Here is a 19061-nt window from a genome sequence, read left to right on the forward strand (position 1 = left end):
CTTTTACCATATAGAATCTATATTTATTATTTTCCATATACCTTCATTATTCTTTTCGAACATAAATGAATATTTAATATCAGTTAAAACATACTCTTTCTGTACATATCCAGTATTACCGTTAATTGTAGATATTTTTATATATCCATTATTCTGTACTTTTTCTGGAATCCAAGCTTTTACCATTTCATTAGATACTTCATATAAAACTTGTGATTCTCGCTTTGGTTCAGCTAAAATTTTCGTTTTATTTCCAGTAACAGTTGCATATATAAAATGCGCTTGGTTTGGTTGGTTACTTTCTGTCAATCCACTTGGTACTTTATATACTTGCTTTGTATCTTTTGCAAACTCTCCTCCCATTGTAAGGGCGACTTGCAACTCATGAAAGATATCTTCATCAAACTTCAATTCATCCTTCCTATAACTCTTTCCTTTAAATAGAACTTCATCATTTAACGCTTTGTACAAGTTATTTTCATTTTTTGAGTTCGTACTTTGATATAGTTCATTCATAAATTGTTTTAATGATGGATCTTGAGCAGACTCATCTTTTGTTTTAGGCTTAATTTGAGTACTACTTTGTACCGGCGATTTATTATCATCAAGCCAAGGTTGTTGAACAATGAAAAATAACATTGTACAAACCAAAACAACTACAATAGGTAATGCTTTTTTACGAAATGGTCTTTTATGTTTTTCAAAATCCACTTCATTATTTTCATATATAGACTGCTTTATTTTAGAAATAAATTCTTCTTCATCTTTACGATTCTCCATTGGGCCTTTTTTTATTTTTCTATACCAGTCAGGATTTTGTTTATTGTTCATCACTACTACCCTCCCCTATTAATTTTGAAACCTTACTTCTCGCTCTACTTAATCTCGATTTTACAGTTCCAATGGATACTCCTAATGTTTCAGCCATTTCTTCATAAGATAATTCATATTTTGCATCCAATATAATTATTTCACGGTGCTTTTTAGGTAGTTCTAATACCACCTTCCACACATCATTCATTTCTTCTTGCTTAAAAAATTCTTGTTCTGCTGACAGGGATTGCTTATCGTCACTAAAAAATCCTATTAAAGATATCCTTTTAAAATAGGAGGATTTCAAATAGTTTATTGCCGTATTTCTTGTGATTTTTAAAATCCACGTTTTAATAGATGACTCCTTTCGAAATGAATTCCAATTTTTAAACACCTTTATAAATACATCTTGCGTGATATCATCTGATAAGTGTGGATCTTTCGTAATAATAAATGAATAATTCCATACATCTTGCCAATAGTCTTTTATAACATAGTCCAGCTCATCATGATTACACTTTTCAATAAACGTCTGTTCCATTTCCACACCTCAAACTTATTTGAATAAACATAAAACTGCCCTCACTTTTTTATTATGGTTTCAATATATAGACAAAATACAAGTTTCATTTGTTCCATTGTTTATCTTTTTTCAGGCAGAATAATACTACTAAAAAACAAGTAAAGCATACAATGATAAAAATCCACTCACAATAATCTATTTTTTGAATTTAACGTAACACTCTACTTGTCCATTTCAATTTGCTATTCCCTTCTATTTACCATTAACAATGTCAACTTTTCTAGAATGACAGCAAAAAAGCATTCTCGATTAGAAAGAATGCTTTTTTGAAATTTAATTGTTCTATATTTCCCCCAATTTATATCTTTGAGTTAAGCAAACATGTAATAAATTTAGTGAAAAATTCACCTTATAATTAAGTATTATTTCTGAAATACATGTTTTATTTTTTCACCTGGAACGTTACTTCCTCCTCTTCCTTTTACATCTTCAATCATCATTGTAACAATCATGTCTGGCGCATTTGCATCGAAAGCTGCGAACCATCCCAGTTCTTTTCCGTCTGCTTCTTTCGACTCTTTCAGTTCTGCTGTACCAGTTTTACCAGCAAGCGTCACACCATCAACCTGTGCAATTCTCCCTGCGCCATCAGGGTCATTAATGACTTTGATTAATGCACTCTTTAATATCTCTTGATTCTTTTTAGAAACCACATTTTCTTTCCAATTCCCCGCTACTTTTGCTTCTTTTAAAAGATGTGGCGACGGAATATTCCCTTCATTTACAATCGGTGCATATGTTAATGCTAAATGAAATGGTGTCATTAATACTTGTCCTTGTCCATAGCCCGTGTCTGCAAGTTGAATATCGTTTTTTATCCCATCTTTTGCAATGATTGAAATAGGAAGTTCGTATTCGATTGGTAATTTTTCATGAAATCCGTACTTTTTAAATTCATTTACATACTGATCTTTTCCCATTTTCAAAGCTTGTTGAGCAAAATAAATATTATCAGAGTACTTCATTGCCTTATCAAAATCAATTGGACTTGCATCCTTTACACGCGTTACATAGTAATTTCCCCAAGACGAATCTTTTGTCCACTTCAATCCTTGAATTTTAAATTCTTCCTTCGGATTTATTGTGTTTGTTTCCAAACCAATTGCACCTGTGATCGTTTTAAATACGGAACCTGGTACAAATGCTTGTGTAAAGCGATTCGTCATTGGTAGTTTCGAGTCGTTACTCCATGCTTCTCGTTGGGCTTTCGATGCTCCTCTAACTATTATATTTGGATTATAAGCAGGGCTACTTACAAGTGCGATTGTTTCACCTGTTTTAGGATTGACCGCTGCACTAGACCCTGCTTCAGTTTTCATCTCATTAAAGATTTTTTCTTGAATTGCAGCATCAATTGTTAACGTAACATTTTCTCCTTCTTTTGCTTCTTTTTTTGCTACGTTTTTAATCTCTTTCCCCTTCTCATCTTCTATAAATACGCGTCCACCCTTTTCACCACGCAATTTATTTTCTAACACTTTCTCTAAACCGGTCTTACCTACTAAATCATCTGCTTGATAACCTTGTTTTTGAAGTGATTTTAACTCCTCCGCATTCACCTTTCCTATGTATCCAGTTAAGTGTGCCGCTGCTTCACCTAATGGATACGTACGAATATTTACTGGGTGAGATGAAACTCCTTCTAATTCAATATAATCATTCTGTCTGGTTCCCTCTTTTAAAATACCAATTGGTACAAAGGAGTCTGGTTTTATCCATTTTGCTGTGAGCTTTTGTTCGACCTCTTCTATAGACATATCAAGTAATTGTGCTACTATTTCTTTCGTTTGCGCTGCTGTTTCGCCTAGTTTCTCTGGAATAATTCCAACCTCAGTCGCTTTACCATTCGTTGCAAGCCCTTTTCCATTTCGATCATATATTTCTCCGCGTTGTCCTTGCTCTATTTGCATACGTACTTTGTAATCTTTTTTCATTCCTGGAAAAATGAAGTCTGGCGTCCAATCTATTTTCCAGGACTCTTTATCTTTCACAAGTTTTGCTTCATGGATGAATGAAACTGATCCTACATCGGTATCCATCTTAACTTCAAAAAGAAAAAGCTCTTTATCTTTCGTATTCTCTCCTTTCATTTTAACTTTTAAATTCTTAGCTCCAATCCCCTCATAGATTTTTTGATATTTTTCTGTGAATTCTTTTTTAGAAATTGATTTTTTTGCATGATCTGATAAATGATCATACATATTTGTAAATTTTCTATCATTCCATAAATTGATATATTCTTCAAATGCTTGTTTTGGCGGTTCGTTTTTATTACATCCTACCAACATAACCGCGAAACAAACGAAAAGCAGCATCCATAATTTTTTCAATTCAATCTTCTCCCTTAGTTAAAAATGATGATTCCTTTCTTAATTTATTTAATAAAAAATGTTTTAACGCTTAATAGACAGTGAAAGTAAGGATATTGTTCCATATTTACAAAAAACTAAAAAAGAGTGATAAGAATTCCGTAAATTTGGAATCCTCATCACTCTCGTTTGATATTGTGCAAATCATGAATATGAAATAATAATTTCTAATTTTAAAAAATAATTTTAATTTTCCAACTAACGAGATAAAAATCATGTATTTGTTCTATTTTTAATAATTCATAAATTCGTTGAAATGTTCGCATCAAATTCATCTGATGTTTTGGTATCTATTTTTCTCCCATCAATTGTCATCTTTATTTTTTGTTTTTGGTTTGCTGTTACCACCCAAGCGTTCGGTAAATAACGATCTTCATGGGATAATGTAGACGGTGAATTTATAACCTTTCCTCCTAAATATAGCGTAGCAGAAGAACCTCCATCCATTGTCGCTGTCCAACATTACGGTTATAACAGTAGACATTTTGTTGATGCTCAATTAACAAAGCTACTTTTAGGAACAATAGGATTAATAATTTGTGCTTTACTCCCATATGAAATATGGAAAAAACGAATAGTCTCAATGAAAAAACAAATTAAGTTTTACCCTATACAATCATTAAAATATATTAAATTTATTGTTTAATTACCAATAAGAATTTCATAAAGAAAGCACAGACTTATTAAGGCACATATTTATCTAACCTACATAAAATAAAGATGTACAATTGCCTACTTTATGAATTTTTTATAATGATATATAGAAAGGATTCATTAAGTTATGTTTGTTGGGAAATAGCATTTATATTTCTTCTAAAATAAACAGGGTACAAATTACACATATCAGCCTGTTTATTTTAGAGAAAAGTTGTTTATAAGTAGTTCTTTTCTTTAAAAGAAGGAACTACATTTTTTAAATTAAATTTCTACATGAATAAATTTAGCACGGGAAAGGAATTGAACTTATGTCTAATTTAAATTTCATTTCTGATCAATTTGCTGCAATTCTTAAAGGAAAGAGTAAAATAAATCAAGGTGGTTGTTCGGTGTCTTTTCACCGCAATTTTAAGGTCCTGGTTCAAGGAAAACCAAGTGCCTATGTAGTTCCCGTCGGAGTAAGTTTTGAATCGTTGGATCAAAATGGCAATGCATTAAATTTAGGAGAAATCGCGGTTCTACAAGAAGAGATCCCTGCATTTATGAAATCAATTGTACAACAAGGAATTATTGTCAGTGCTTTACATAATCACTGGTTATACATGAATCCCTTAATTATGTATATTCATATCCAATCGGTAGAGCACCCGTTACATTTTGCAAGAAAATTGGCAAATTCATTTTTATCGTTAAGCAGCTATCCTGTTACTAATATCAAAGGGCAATAATTTATCTACAATCATAGATATGATAATAATATGTACCAGACTCCATGCACGTTGCGCTTGTATAAATAGTATTATCTAATGTATCTTCTTCCGTTATTACTCCCCCTTTTGGAACCTCACAATTTTACAAAATACGAAAAATGACCGATATACCCTCTTCTTCGTTATCTATACCCTGAATATTTTATTTACCATACGCTGCTCGTATAAACCTTGATGGTGGGGTGAAATCTCCATTAAGTCCCATTGAACCTGAACCTTGTCCAAAAGCACTTAATGGTATATCCCCCTCGCATGGCTGCGATTTAAGACCTATATATTGTCTTAAATTTTGTAAATGCCAATTAAACTCAGGACTATTAGTCACTACTCCTTGTCGATTCTAATACAATAGATTCACCCCATTTATCCGATAAAATCCAATGTAATGGTGGAGTAACTCCTAAAGCAGGTAATGGTACCTCCCAAAAGGAAATACTAGCTACAAATTTCTTTAACTCTTCAACAGATTTGAATTGTGTCTTTTGAAACCAGAAGAAAAGCCAATAGATTTCTGAAAACTGGGCGTATGATTTGATATTGTAAAGCCCTCAGGCATCAATTTGTTCATCACCTATCATCATGTATCCCTTGGTTGAAACCATCAACTTTTCTGTACCTCTTCCCAGTCGATAGCTCGAAAAGTTATGAGTGTTGAGCTCAACTTAACGACGACGAGAGCTGCTCCCCAATTAGTGATGAAACCCATTATCACATTTCGTATCATGTGGCATAGGTCCATCCAAGGAATCCAGAAAGGCAACGGCCTGTTTGAGGTTCCTCAAAAATAAATGCGCGAGATCCATAGAAAACCCGTTTCGAACCACAACGCGCATAATCGTCACTGCTTCTAGGTCTGGAGGCAATGGATATGCGGGTACTTGCCAGCCGAACACACGCAATTGTCGAGATAAATCATAAAGGTTCCAGTTTAATGTGTAACCTTTTTTCAGTTGCCAAGCGAAAACCGGAATATCCGAACCATCGGACAAAAGTTCGAACGGTTCCATCTCCTGAATTGCCTTGCTAAGAAAAAGAGCGACCTTCTGAGAAGCCCTTTGGACATCATAGTACCCACTTTTCCCCAAACGCAGGTAATTGTAATATTGTAGGAGCACTTGTGCGCCAGGACGTGAAAAATTCAGGGCAAAAGTCGGCATGTTTCCGCCTAAATAGGAGACGCGGAAGATTAAATCATCGGGGAGATCATCAGCTTCCCGCCAAATTATCCAACCCAAGCCAGGATAGACTAATCCATATTTATGTCCCGATACATTGATGGACTTCACCCTCGGCAACTGAAAATCCCAGACTAAATCTGGTTGAAGAAACGGTGCTATAAATCCGCCCGAAGCCGCATCTACATGCATAGGAATGTCGAGTCCCGTCCTCTCCTGTAAATCGTCCAACGCTTTTGCAATGGCGGCAACCGGTTCGTAAAGTCCGGTATAAGTCTCACCGAGAATCGGTACCACACCAATCGTATTTTCATCCACGGCTGCAAGGACCCCTTGAGGATCTAATCGGGGATGCTCAGGGCTAACCTTCACATAGCGTGGTTCAACCTCCCAATAGTTCGCAAATTTTTCCCAAACGACTTGAACAGCAGAACTAAACACAATATTAGGCCGATCCACCGGCTTACCCTCTCTTTTTCGTGCATTTTGCCAGCGTCTCTTTAACGCAAGCCCCCCGAGCATACAGGCTTCCGACGATCCAGTTGTTGAAACGCCCATAGTTGTAAGAGGGCTGGGGGAATGCCAGAGGTTGGCTAAAATGCGGACACACCGCTCCTCAATTTCAGCTGTCTGTGGATATTCGTCCTTATCAATTATGTTCTTATCAAATGCTTTAGCATATAAGTGCTCTGCGGTAGGTTCCATCCATGTACTAACGAATGTTGCAAGATTCAATCGTGCATTGCCATCAAGAGTCATTTCATCATGGACGATTTGATACGCTGTTTCTGGTAACATGCCTTCATCAGGCATGTGAAAGCGCGGAACGACTGATTCTCCTTTGCGGGCAAAAAGAGGATTTATAGAAAATTCGGGAGGCAGCTCCATTTGCACGTGACGCGGTAGATATTGTGGATTATCTGGCATAACCTCTTTTCCTTCATATGTATCGTTTTGCACTTCTTCTTTTCGATCCTGCGGCATACTAGTCCCCCTTAATTAATGGTTTAACAAATATATTATTTACAAAAAAACATTTGCTAAACCAAGGGACAATTCTAATAAAAGGTGATGCCATCATTCAAAATAAAGGAGTATAGTTTTTGATTATAAAATAGAAATTGATTTATATTTTAATGAAAATATTGAATATTTTTAATATAATTATTGAGTTATGTATTTATAGAAACTTAAGGGGTATGATTATAGAGTTTATTACTTTTAAAGTAATTTGTATCTTTTTATTTTTAATGCTTATGACTTCTATAGAAGTTTTAGGATATGGAGTTCAACTTGTTGGGGCGAAATTAGCTTTAGTTGCATCGGCTTTTGCTAAATATAATATTATGTCTTTAATTGCTCGATTTTCTAATATGTTTCAACAACCATTTACTGTTTCTTTAGTTGATAGTACAGCAAAAAATGGTAGATTAGAATTACTAATTAAACAATTAGATTTTTGTTATTAGGTTCTACTATGGGAGTAATACTTGGAGGGATTATTAGTACCATTTTTTATGAAAGTTCTTTCTAAAGCGCTAATACCATTTTCAAAAGATGGTTCGTTTTTAAACATGTTCAAATTAATATGTTCACAAAAGAATTGATGCAACGTTAAAAAGAATGAGCCCGGTACAATACCGGACTTATATTCATACAACCGCTGTATTTTTCTGTTTAACTGTTGGGATTCAGTTCATAATGAAACATATTTTTACATAAAAGACTTTCGTATATAAATTTTTCAAATGATTTATTAGCGAATTGTTGACCAATATCACTTTTTTGAGTGAGTAATTTTTTAGATTGATGATGTAATGAATTTTGTTCGTTTCTTTTATGTAAAATATTCTAGTTTTGCATTAGGAAAGAACTGTTTCATATAGGAATACAGATAGTTTTTTATATCCTCTTCTTCTTCTTTTTGATAAATGTATTTTCCGATTCCATATTTCCCCCATTTATACCTTCTTTTCTCTTCATCTAATTCTAGTTTTGTCATCGGGTAGTTTTTTTCAATTACTCTCTTAGCTGGCTTTGTAAAACGATGTTGAATAAATTCAAATGTAATATCATCCCGTGCATCAAGAGGTAATTCAGCATTTAGGCGTTCAAACATATGATAGTATCCTTCCTTCCAGCCTTCATGCAGGTAAATAGGAGCTACAATGAAACCAAGAGGATATCCAGCTCTAGCTACTTTTCCTGCTGCCTCAATTCGTTTAGCTAAGGGAGAAGTTCCTGGTTCAAAGTTTTTAATCACATAATCAGCGTTTACACTAAAGCGAAATCTTGTTTTTCCATTATGTTTAGCATCAAGTAAATGATCTACATGGTGGAATTTCGTAACAAATCTCAATTTCCCATATTCAGATTCTCCAAAATGCTCAATGGCCCGTTTAAGGGTATGCGTTAAATAATCGATTCCTACAATATCTGAAGTACACGACGCTTCAAATCTTGTTACTTCAGGTGCACGCTCTTTCATGTATTTATCAGCAGCATCTAAAATTTCTTCAACATTTACATACGTTCGTATATAAGGCTTACTTCCCATCGTTGTTTGTAAATAACAATAATGACAATGTCCCATACATCCCGTTGCAAAAGGAATTGCATACTCTGCTGAAGGCTTGGAAGTATCGAATTTCAGTGTTTTTCTAACACCAACAACCAGCGTGGATTTTGCTACTCGATACTTTTGAAAATCATTATCCCCTGGCAAATCTCTTACTTGATTATGGGAAGTAGTATGTCGAATTTCAACATCCATCTTTGAAAACTTCTCAAACAGCTCTTTCCCCAAAGGATAATCTAATGCTTTAGGTTCAAAATATACGAGCTTAGGCATAAATGGCTTATTCATTCTAACATCCCCTCTGAAATATCACCATAATAGTAAGTGTAAGCTTGGTTTGCCTCATCTTCGGTAGCATATATAGCCATCTCATTTGTTAGTGGATAATACGTTTCGTAAAGAAATAGTGCTAATTCATTAGGTCTTTCAGGATTATTTACAACTGCTGCAGCTTGTATGTTAGCTACGTCTTGAGTATGAGGATTTCGGTAAAAAATATAGACAATGTCACCAGCATGATACGTATTACTTTCAGAAGAAAATTCCATTCCATCACCATCTCATTTCATAAAATTCAATGCTCACAGTTTTACTTTCCAATTTCCTTGTAGTGTAACTATTTAATTACATTGATAATGATTACGCCATACAAACATATTTTGAAAAATGAATAATAAATGTACTCCCAAAAAGGCAAGCATATATCAATGCTTGCCTTTCGTTCTAACGACGATGTTCAACAAGATCGATTACACCTAAAACGACGTGTGCTAAACCAAAACCAAATACTGTATTTGCAATCATTTTATTAGTTCCACGAGTTTGTTTAAGAGCATAACCTGCTGCTGTCACTGCTGTACCTAAAGCTGTTGGAATTAATCCTTCACGAATGTCCACAGTGATGCCTCCTTGTTTCGTAGTTAGTAAATTTGTTTTAATGACTCGAAGTAAAGTATTAAAACAAGTATTAGTATTTTTCTTTTTAATAAAATTATGTGAAATCTTTATAAATAATATTTTAAATCCATAACAGCTATAAAGATTGAAAAAATTATTAATTAACAAATAAGAAAATATCTTCAAAACGTATTTTCATATGAAAATTTTATACCTCAGAAAAAAATCTTTGCGGAAATTCTCTCCATAAAAAGTGCTCCTAAATTTATATAGGAGCACTTTTTATGAAACACTATTCTTTATTTCCTTATGAACCACTTTATTATAATAACCATGCTTTACAACTTGCCTAAAATCATCTACCTGGATATCCATTCTTTCGGCAATATCTACAACAATTGTATTTTGTAAAACATTCACCACAAATCCCATTAATTGCAAATTAGGATTTTTACGATATGAAAATTGAACGTAATCCCCAAGTGTTACTTCTTTATTATGCTTCATTTGGCGCCCCCTAAATTATCGATAATTATACAATAGTTTTCCCCTTTTTTACTTCTACATACTGGGTCACCAATTTATCATTTTAGCCAATTCATCTCCCACCTACTTATTTCGCGTTCCTTGAGAAAGGGGTCTTCTTGGCTAAAATGATAAAAGTTATGCATATAATAAAAAAAGACAAACTCTCCAATGTGAGGAGTTTGTCCAAAACCATGATTTCTTTAGTTTAACAATATAGAATTCAGTTCCGATAAGAATCTTTCTTTTTTCCATATCCCACGGTTTTTGCATCGATACTAACAATAGTGGATTAGAATAATGACTTAATACTTGCTAGGACAGTAAGAATACCTATAATAATGACAAATACATTGCTAGATTTCCCTTTGTATTTAGCAAGTACTGATACTTTATGGATTGCATACATTGGTAGTATACATAAGATAGCAGCAACTAGCGGACCGCTAAGGGCATCAATGATTCCAAGAATACTTGGATTTGTATAAGCAACATACCAGCATGTTAATACGACAAAAGTAAGAATCATTGTCTTAACTGTTTTTTCTCCTATATCTTTCCCACGTTTTTTACTGGACTTGATAATCATGTCACGCATTACCTCATACGCTCCTATATAATGACCAAGGAAAGACTTTGTAATAGCCACAAATGCAATGATAGGAGCTGCAATAGTGATTACTGGCGAATTAAGCTCATTAGCAAGATATGATAGGATTGACAAGTTCTGTTCTTTTGCCACCTTAAGATCATTTGGAGTCAAACTTAAGGTACTGCTCCAAACAAAGAACATAACAACTACGAATGTCATAATATAACAAACTTTTTGTATTTGGGCACATTTAGCATCAGTAGCATCTATTCCATACGTAGCTCTCTGTTTCATAACAAATGACGAAATCATAGGCGAATGATTAAACGAGAATACTATGATTGGAAGTATCATCCATATCGTTCCTAAATATCCTGTTCCTGTTGAAGCAGTAGAAACAGCTGAAAAACTAAGCATTGACGTATTCCACTGTGGAATCAAAGATATTGCGATAAAAAGTAGAGAAGCTATAAAAGGATACACTAGCATGCTCATGATCTTTACAGTTATATCTTGACCAAAATTTAGTATAGCGATAAGACCGAGTACTAAAACAAGCGATAAAATGGACCTTGGAGGCTCCGACATGTGCAATTGATGCACAATAAAGCTACTAGCGGTATTTGTAAGTGCGACCGAGTACATCAGCACGATCGTATAAATGGAGACAAAATATACAAGATTAAAAATGATACTTGCCTTATTTCCAAAATACTCTCTTATTGTACCTGTAATCCCCTCATCGGCAGAGTTCGAAGCGTAAATCATTTTAGCAAGCGCCCTATGTGAATAATACATAACAGGATATGCAAGTAATGTAATTAACAGCAATGATAATAAACCACCTGAACCTGCATTAATCGGTAAAAAGAGTACTCCTGCTCCAATTGCTGTTCCAAAAAGGCTCAATGCCCAGGTAGTATCCTGTTTATGCCACTTTTTAGGGTCTAGATATTTCTCATTTTTTACTGCAGTGTTATCAGCTTGAAATTCTATGTTTTTTGCAGTATTCCCATCCATATAATAATTCCTCCTTGTGTCCTATTCTTAATTCTCTTTTTAAGATATAGGAATATAGACCGTTCTTGAAAAATGAATAGCTTATATAGTGCCCCACAACGAATATCCCCCTTCTAGGTTAATAAAAATCAAAAAATTAGCGAAGCATCAACCTGAAGGGTTTGTTACCACTTATAAAATATTTTAATTATATAGTAGTATATTTTATTGATAACTCCCCCAATATACAGACATCCTTAGGCGAACAATAGAGTAAAGATTGTTAAAAACTTCACAATATATTCGATAACTTATTGATTTGATTGTTTCTCCCCAAAGATTTTATTTTTAATGGAAATTCCTGTAGGTGTAGCTGCAATACCACCTAAACCTGTCTCTCTTAATTCGCGAGGCATCTGTCTTCCAACTCTATACATGGCTTCAATCACTTCGTCAGCATTGATGAGATTGTTTACGCCAGCTAATGCGATGTCCGCTGCTGCTAAAGCATTTGCCGTTCCAATGGCGTTTCTCTTTACACAAGGAATTTCTACCAAACCAGCGACCGGATCACAAACTAAACCGAGTAAATTTTGTAATGCAATCGAAAAAGCTTCAGAAGATTGCTGTGGCGTTCCACCCGCAGCTTCTACCGCAGCTGCAGCCGCCATCGCTGAGGCACTTCCTACTTCAGCTTGACATCCTCCATACGCTCCTGAAATACAAGCGTTGTTTGCGACTATCGTTCCAAATAACGCTGAAGTGAATAGAAAATGAATCATATCTTCATGACTTAACTGCAACGTATCTTTAATACTAAATAGGACTCCCGGAATCGTCCCACTCGCACCTGCTGTTGGAGTTGCACAAATAGCTCCTAATGCAGCATTTACTTCATTAACACCGATAGCACTTTGAATCCCTAACACCATCAAATCTCCAGAAAGAGTTTTCCTATTTTCTCGATAGTTTTTAATTTTTACAGCATCCCCTCCGGTCAAACCTGTTGGAGAAAATACACCGTCGCCCTCGATACTTTTATTTATTGCATGTTGCATAGTCGCTAAATTTCGTTCCATTTTACTCCATACTTCTTCATAAGAAGTTTTAGTTTGTTTGATTTCCTGTTCGATTGCTAATTCATAAATTTGCTTTTGGCTTTTATTAGCTGCATCCACAATTTCTTTTATGGCCATATACATATTTTTCACTCCTTAATGTGACTAAAGAATAATAAGATTAGCTATATTGCTTAAATCTCCTAATTCCTTCTGAGCATTACCTGGCAATATCGAATCCAAAGCGAATGCATATAAATATTTTGTTTTATCTTCCAAACTATGAAAGTTGTTAATTTCCACATCATATTGTTTAAAGATCCTGCGTAAAACAAATTCAAAGTCAGCTCTTTCTGAAATCGCAATAACAACTGGCAATGGCCCCTGCAGATTTAAGCTAAATCCATCAATTTCAACACTTTTGACTTCAATCAACCCACCACCGACCGAAATACCCATTACTCTAATACTTCGACTTTCATCCTCTGCATATACATCTGCCGTATTTGGATGACCAGCAGGACTATTACCCAATTGTTCAATAAAGGTAATGTCAATTCCCTTAGACTCTGCTATTTTAATAGCATCTGGCACTTTGCTGTCATCAGCAGCTAAGCCTAATATACCAGCAATAATTGCAAAATCAGTTCCGTGACCTTTATGGGTTTCAGCAAATGATTCATAATACTTTACCACAACTTTTTTGGGAAGACCTTGAAATAATTTATTAGCAACTGTTCCAATAGCCAAAGCACCTGCAGTATGTGAACTTGAAGGGCCTATCATTATGGGCCCAATCACATCAAAACAACTTTTGTATTTAACAATCTTTTTTTCTTTAATAGATGCTACATTCATGTTCATATAAGCACCACCATAATTTATTATTTTTAGCTGTAGTTGAATCTAAGTTATTAGAATGATCGATTCAAAACAAGTTTTGTTTGATAACGCTTTCTTTATTGAGTTGAATAAACTTCCCTTCTAATCTGCTATCCTCCGTATAGTAATCATATCAGTATGTCCAATTTTAAAAAATTACTGGCAAGTTCTTTAGAATTTTTAATCCAAAACGAGGTTTGATATTTTCTCTAGAGGTAATAAATTGTGTCTCGACGCCCTCATTATAACTTGTATATTTATAAGTTTAATCTTTTTTTATTTTTAGAAAGATTGAATAGACAGAATTTTGAATAGGTAATAAATTACACTTAGTATGTAGCAATTGTGTCCTTTGTTTGAAGCTGTATTAGTTAGTAAAAAAGCAAAAATAACACAGAGTTCCTTTCATAAACACATTGATTATATTGAAAAATCATTATAAAGATACTTATATTGTCTTTTGTTTGAACATCTTATTTTGAACGGGAAACCTGTTGCAATAAATAATTCATTCAGATGAAAAGGAATACATTAATAAAATTTAAAAACGTTTTAGTATATTAATTATACATTTTGTATAAATATTAATTATCAAAAAAAACTAACTTCTTATTAGGATCTTAACATAAAGGATACATTCCAAATAACAATGGAGATTCCGCTTTATCAATTTCTTTATACGTCATATTTCCCTCTTTACCTGCAACAGCAACTTGTACTTTTTCATTTGTTTTCACATCTTCTGCACCTATTGCACCACCCGCCAATAATCCTGTACTTAACAGACTATCGTGAACAAAAGTTAGAGAGTTATAGAACAAAATATAATGTGTATGTACATACATTTCTTTTAAAAGAAGTTTTGTAGTATGCAACTGAATTAAAAAAATATAGATTTTTATGACTCTTTTTAGGGGATATAGCAAAGTGGGATCTTTTATATGCACATTGCTATACCGAACTAGATTTCAGCATAGTATTTTTTTGCAACTCATTGATTTTTACCAAACACGTATAAAAACCAACAATATGAAAATAAACGACTGGCTAAAATTTTACTTTCAATAAAATAAAAAAGAACCTGCAAATTTGCAGATTCTCCTGATAATGATTTATATGAGTAAGACTCGGAAATATAATACAATGATTCAAAAATAAGTTCAAGTAAATTCAAAGAACCGGCTGGAGTTCGAGTTCTTTCAGAAGTGATGATGTTTTCTAGGCTTAGCAAAGTGAGAAAATACAAGAATATAATACATCGAGATTTAGAGAATTTCAATACTTAAATTAGAGGTTATTTTAATATGATGTAACATCAGCATTTTGAAGGAATAGCAATGAATACCTTATACATTCCTATCCACCGTTTTAGGCTTCTCTTTTGTACTGTGTTAGCCGAAAAATTGTATAAATCATAATTCGTTTTTCTTCCACCTGTTTCACCCTTTCTACACCCTAGTTTTACAAAATAAGAAGTCATCAAAACTTATATTTATTACTTTCTGTTATCTCCTCTCTCTTGTTCTATGCATAGTCTATCTAAATTTTTATTAGCTACTAAAAAAAGAATTTACAGGACGATAAAAAAAAGCCAAGTGCATTGCACTCGGCTTTATGGTCGATTAAACAATTTTACTTCAGACGTATTAAACTGATGTAGATAGTCTTTAGTAGAAGTATAACCTGAATTCATGAGTGTTTTCTTTTCTTCTTCTGTGATATCAAAATTAAACGACGACGTAAAGAATGTATTAATAAATACAGTGCGGGCAGCATCTTCTTTGGTGGTTTTTCCGCTCTCATGACCTTTGATCATGGTTTGAGACAAATTCCATGCAAAATGAATAAGAGAATGGCCAATATGATGTTCTGTTGAGGTTGCGATATGTTTTAACATGGCAACCTCCGCCTGAGATTCTAAACGGAAACCAAGTGTTTCTTTGTTGTAGACAATTTCATCTGTAGGATCAAAGAAAGATGCATTGTATTTCGTGTGTAAGCTTCTTAGTGTAGAATGATCCTCTATATTGCTTATCAGTTTATTAACCTCGTCAATCGTATCTGTGGTCGTGAAGTGTTCTTCTTTATTCACAAAACTTTTCCGATCAAATAAACGAATTGGGTAGTTATCGAGTACACCTCCGTCTACATAATAATCTTTATCCCATTCCACAGATTTAAAAAAGAATGGGATGGACATCGAAATCCGCACAGCAACTACTAACGGGACATCAGGTGTCGTTTCGCGAGAAAACGTACGAAGCTGGTGTGTAGAAACGTTCGTTCCTTGGAAAAACACGTCTTTTCCTGTTTTGTCATACAACTGCTGAAAAGTTGTGTCCTTACTCCCTGTCCACTTTTCAACGATCTTTCCTACCCACTCAGTGAAGAAATCCCCTTTATAGATACCAAAACCATCAAAAAACAAACGAATGTTATCTTGTACAATCGAAAAATCATCATCTTTAAACGCTTTGAAATTCATGTCTTTGTGGATTTTTACAAGATCTGCGAATGGAATGGAAAGACCTAAAAGTAATGCAGTAATCGCTCCTGCTGAAGTCCCTCCAAATCGTTGTATTTCTGGTAAAATCCCTTCTTCATTTAGTGCACGGATGGCACCTATATAAGCGCTTCCCTTTACCCCGCCACCTTCAAATACTAAGTTACGAAATGGATATGCCATTATATACCTCCAATAAAGAAATTTTCGATCTGTTATAGTATCGGAAGTATATTGAAATATATTCCAAATGGTATTAAGAAAGTTTCATGTCCTCCGATACGTATGGCCGAATTATCTTTATTCAATGGATGAATTGTTTGAAAGAGAAGAAATTTGCTTGGAATGGTAATTTAGTAGGATAGGAAACAGGAAACGGAGTGCATCTTTGGATGCACTGAATAATATCCCCTTTTGAAATCGTATATAACGTAACTTCTTTTCCGATGTCCAAGTAAAATCACGAGTAAGAAATCAAGGAATAATCTACATTTCATAAATCCCGCACTCTCTTTAACATACAATTCAGTGAAATAATTTGTTTCAAATACGTAGAAATATGGTTTAACCAGCAATCAATGATCAGATCTTCTTACCCTAAGTAAACCTAAATCTATTTGTCTCCATACAGAAAGGAATAAATAGTTTTGTTCCTATTCATGAAATAGTACAATATATGCAAAATTACATATCTAATTAATTGCTTTTAATGTTATATTTTAATAGCGATGAATGCTATTATTTCATAAGTTGTCAACAAGCGTTATGTATGTATGAGAAAAAGGAAGGAGCCAAATAGGCCCCTTCCTTTTTCTACTAATTAACTAAATTACTCTCTGGTAAAAATTTAAATAGTAATGCTCATTTACAGGCGTCTGATTATGCATTAAACATGCTAACTTTGCTTGCTGTCGGAAAAATTAAAGACGATAGTCAAATATGTCCTTTCATTACTTTATATTGAAATAAATAATGATTCAAAGTTATTTTGTGAAAATTATACAAAAAGTACTAATTCGTCGTTTACCTAACAATAGATAATATAGATAAAGAAAAAATACTAGAGGATATCACAGTGTAGTAGTCTCTAGTATCTTTTCATAGTATTTTAGCGGCTATACAATACGGAGGGATAAAAAAAGGACCTCTTACGGAAAGATAAGAGGTCATCAAAAAGATAAAAATGTTGTATTTGAAACACGCGAGTTTCTAATTCACATCATAACACAATATATTTATATATTCAATATATACATTAAATATAAGTAATGTATGTTCAAAAAACACATAGAATATTAATTTGTAACAGTATATATTTTCCTCTTTTATTCTATTTCTTCTACAATGCCGTGATTGTAACAAATATCCCTCTTTCTTTTTTGGATGATTACGAATAAAAATACTACATGTTTTCTGTCTCACTTGGAATAAAGCATTATGGTAAAAATACAATGCTGACAAGTAAAATACTTAATACAATCAACCCTATCCCTAACATCATCCATTCACCCTTTTTAGAATTTTAAAATTTAGCCCTTCACTTTCATATACTTCTCTTTTACATGAGCCAGTAAGTCCCTCAGCTTATTCTCTGCAGGGTGTTCTTGATTTTCTAGAACTTCTCTGCCATAGGATGAAAAGTTTTGTGAGCATGCACTAGTTGTTACTTTCAATTTCTCGTATGAGGATGTATGCTCATCATAACTGGATTACGTCTTCTTGGGGATAAAGGGGACAGGAAAGCTGCTAAGCTAGCGTAAGGTGCTAAATTCCCTCAAAGTATCTCAAAAGCTGGATAATCATTTAATATTTCTGTACTCTCCAACTTACAACAAAACACATCGCAAAATATGTTTACGATGTGTTTTAAAAGGGAAATCATCATCAAGTTTTTCACCCATATTTTTATAAGGAGTTTTACCATTGAGGATAAACGCCTTCATTTGTATACTATATGTCTCACACATATAGTATACAAATTATTACACTTACTTTTCTTCACCGCTTGCTTGCATGGAGTTAAAAGTCCAATTTAATTTCAACGCATCTCCTTGAAATACATTTTGTTCTTCACCGTTATCTACGAATGTAAACATTACATAAAATGTATCATCATCACCTGGAGCAAGTCCATTTCCTTCTCGATCTACAATACCGTTCTTTACAAGATTAGGAATATTTCCATTTTGCGTAGCTACCTTTAATTCAGATAATGTAGTAGACCAAATTGGAACCTCATTTTTATCCAAGTTCCACAAGAAATCAACACGGATATGATCACCAAAATCAGCATTTCCATTATCCCCTTTCGCATCGATTACACTGTAATCTGTCAGGAGTTTCACATCTCCTATTGCTAAGGTTCCTTTGTTTACTAATTGAAAACCACGTTCCATTTCATCACCTGGTTTCAGATTGTCGACATTAATAACAACTTCTGGATTCACACTCAAATCTAAAGTACCCGCTGCAAACGTGTTTTGTGATACTTCCTTATCACTAAAATATGCATATGTTCCCCCGCCAATTAAGGATAAGCCAAGCACTGCAGTTACAACACCCATACCAAGTTTTTTCTTCATACCCATTTCACAAGTCCCCCTATTGTTAAAGTTTAAACTACAAACCTTATTTCCATCCCACAAACAACAATAATAATT

The 19061-nt window shown here is 33.9% G+C and carries 15 protein-coding genes and 3 pseudogenes; 3 read left to right on the forward strand and 15 right to left on the reverse strand.

Annotated features, from left to right (window positions below):
* Positions 1 to 3 precede the first annotated feature (3 nt).
* The 4 genes and pseudogenes from AB6801_RS24960 to AB6801_RS24975 form a co-directional block, all read right to left on the reverse strand.
* Positions 4 to 831, reverse strand: coding sequence for an SH3 domain-containing protein (locus AB6801_RS24960; protein ID WP_001060751.1), 828 nt, complete (start codon positions 829 to 831; stop codon positions 4 to 6).
* Entirely contained in the window at positions 821 to 1354 is a 534-nt protein-coding gene (locus tag AB6801_RS24965; protein WP_000438327.1) for an RNA polymerase sigma factor, read from the reverse strand. The genes AB6801_RS24960 and AB6801_RS24965 overlap by 11 nt, the downstream gene beginning before the upstream one ends.
* 404 nt (positions 1355 to 1758) lie before the next feature.
* Positions 1759 to 3726 (reverse strand): penicillin-binding transpeptidase domain-containing protein, encoded by a 1968-nt coding sequence (locus tag AB6801_RS24970; RefSeq protein ID WP_098330568.1) that lies wholly within the window; start codon positions 3724 to 3726, stop codon positions 1759 to 1761.
* Positions 3727 to 4005: 279 nt separating this feature from the next.
* Positions 4006 to 4212, reverse strand: a pseudogene (locus AB6801_RS24975) (phosphodiester glycosidase family protein); the annotation flags it as partial.
* Here AB6801_RS24975 and AB6801_RS24980 point away from each other — a divergent pair.
* Positions 4208 to 4351, forward strand: a pseudogene (locus AB6801_RS24980) (cell division protein FtsW); the annotation flags it as partial. The pseudogenes AB6801_RS24975 and AB6801_RS24980 sit on opposite strands and share 5 nt — an antisense overlap.
* A 379-nt stretch (positions 4352 to 4730) precedes the next feature.
* On the forward strand, positions 4731 to 5150 hold the full coding sequence (locus AB6801_RS24985; protein WP_097998982.1) for a DUF1259 domain-containing protein: 420 nt from the start codon (positions 4731 to 4733) through the stop codon (positions 5148 to 5150).
* Positions 5151 to 5154: 4 nt separating this feature from the next.
* On the opposite strand, the pseudogene AB6801_RS24990 reads toward AB6801_RS24985, so the two are convergent.
* Positions 5155 to 5674: pseudogene (locus AB6801_RS24990) on the reverse strand (linear amide C-N hydrolase); the annotation flags it as partial.
* Positions 5675 to 5881: 207 nt separating this feature from the next.
* Positions 5882 to 7351, reverse strand: coding sequence for a glutamate decarboxylase (gene gad / locus AB6801_RS24995; RefSeq protein ID WP_061139279.1), 1470 nt, complete (start codon positions 7349 to 7351; stop codon positions 5882 to 5884).
* A gap of 215 nt (positions 7352 to 7566) precedes the next feature.
* On the opposite strand from gad, the gene AB6801_RS25000 reads away from it, so the two are divergent.
* Entirely contained in the window at positions 7567 to 7836 is a 270-nt protein-coding gene (locus AB6801_RS25000; RefSeq protein WP_255258336.1) for a lipid II flippase family protein, read from the forward strand.
* 368 nt (positions 7837 to 8204) lie between these two features.
* Here AB6801_RS25000 and splB read toward each other — a convergent pair whose 3' ends face one another.
* From splB to AB6801_RS25045, 9 genes are all read right to left on the reverse strand, one after another.
* Positions 8205 to 9233, reverse strand: coding sequence for a spore photoproduct lyase (gene splB / locus AB6801_RS25005; RefSeq protein ID WP_001039638.1), 1029 nt, complete (start codon positions 9231 to 9233; stop codon positions 8205 to 8207).
* Positions 9230 to 9493, reverse strand: coding sequence for a transcriptional regulator SplA (locus AB6801_RS25010; RefSeq protein WP_000396091.1), 264 nt, complete (start codon positions 9491 to 9493; stop codon positions 9230 to 9232). The genes splB and AB6801_RS25010 overlap by 4 nt, the downstream gene beginning before the upstream one ends.
* A gap of 175 nt (positions 9494 to 9668) precedes the next feature.
* On the reverse strand, positions 9669 to 9842 hold the full coding sequence (locus AB6801_RS25015; RefSeq protein WP_000354585.1) for a hypothetical protein: 174 nt from the start codon (positions 9840 to 9842) through the stop codon (positions 9669 to 9671).
* A 282-nt stretch (positions 9843 to 10124) separates the two neighbouring features.
* The gene (locus AB6801_RS25020; protein ID WP_000682219.1) at positions 10125 to 10349 is read right to left on the reverse strand and encodes a DUF2187 domain-containing protein; all 225 of its coding nucleotides are present in this window, start codon (positions 10347 to 10349) and stop codon (positions 10125 to 10127) included.
* A 310-nt stretch (positions 10350 to 10659) separates the two neighbouring features.
* Positions 10660 to 11979, reverse strand: coding sequence for an aromatic amino acid transport family protein (locus tag AB6801_RS25025; RefSeq protein WP_000348959.1), 1320 nt, complete (start codon positions 11977 to 11979; stop codon positions 10660 to 10662).
* Between the two features lie 290 nt (positions 11980 to 12269).
* Complete coding sequence (gene sdaAA, locus AB6801_RS25030; protein WP_000281779.1) at positions 12270 to 13160, reverse strand: L-serine ammonia-lyase, iron-sulfur-dependent, subunit alpha; 891 nt, start codon at positions 13158 to 13160, stop codon at positions 12270 to 12272.
* Positions 13161 to 13181: 21 nt separating this feature from the next.
* A complete protein-coding gene (locus AB6801_RS25035; protein ID WP_097998983.1) occupies positions 13182 to 13880 on the reverse strand; it encodes a serine dehydratase beta chain in 699 nt (232 codons plus the stop codon).
* A gap of 1630 nt (positions 13881 to 15510) precedes the next feature.
* Positions 15511 to 16584: a patatin-like phospholipase family protein gene (locus AB6801_RS25040; RefSeq protein ID WP_000331137.1), complete on the reverse strand. Its 1074-nt coding sequence runs from the start codon at positions 16582 to 16584 to the stop codon at positions 15511 to 15513.
* 1805 nt (positions 16585 to 18389) lie between these two features.
* Positions 18390 to 18989 (reverse strand): TasA family protein, encoded by a 600-nt coding sequence (locus AB6801_RS25045; RefSeq protein WP_000525504.1) that lies wholly within the window; start codon positions 18987 to 18989, stop codon positions 18390 to 18392.
* Between the last annotated feature and the right edge of the window lie 72 nt (positions 18990 to 19061).

Source organism: Bacillus sp. RCC_6_1 (assembly GCF_041360755.1).
Classification (GTDB): Bacteria; Bacillota; Bacilli; order Bacillales; family Bacillaceae_G; genus Bacillus_A; species Bacillus_A cereus.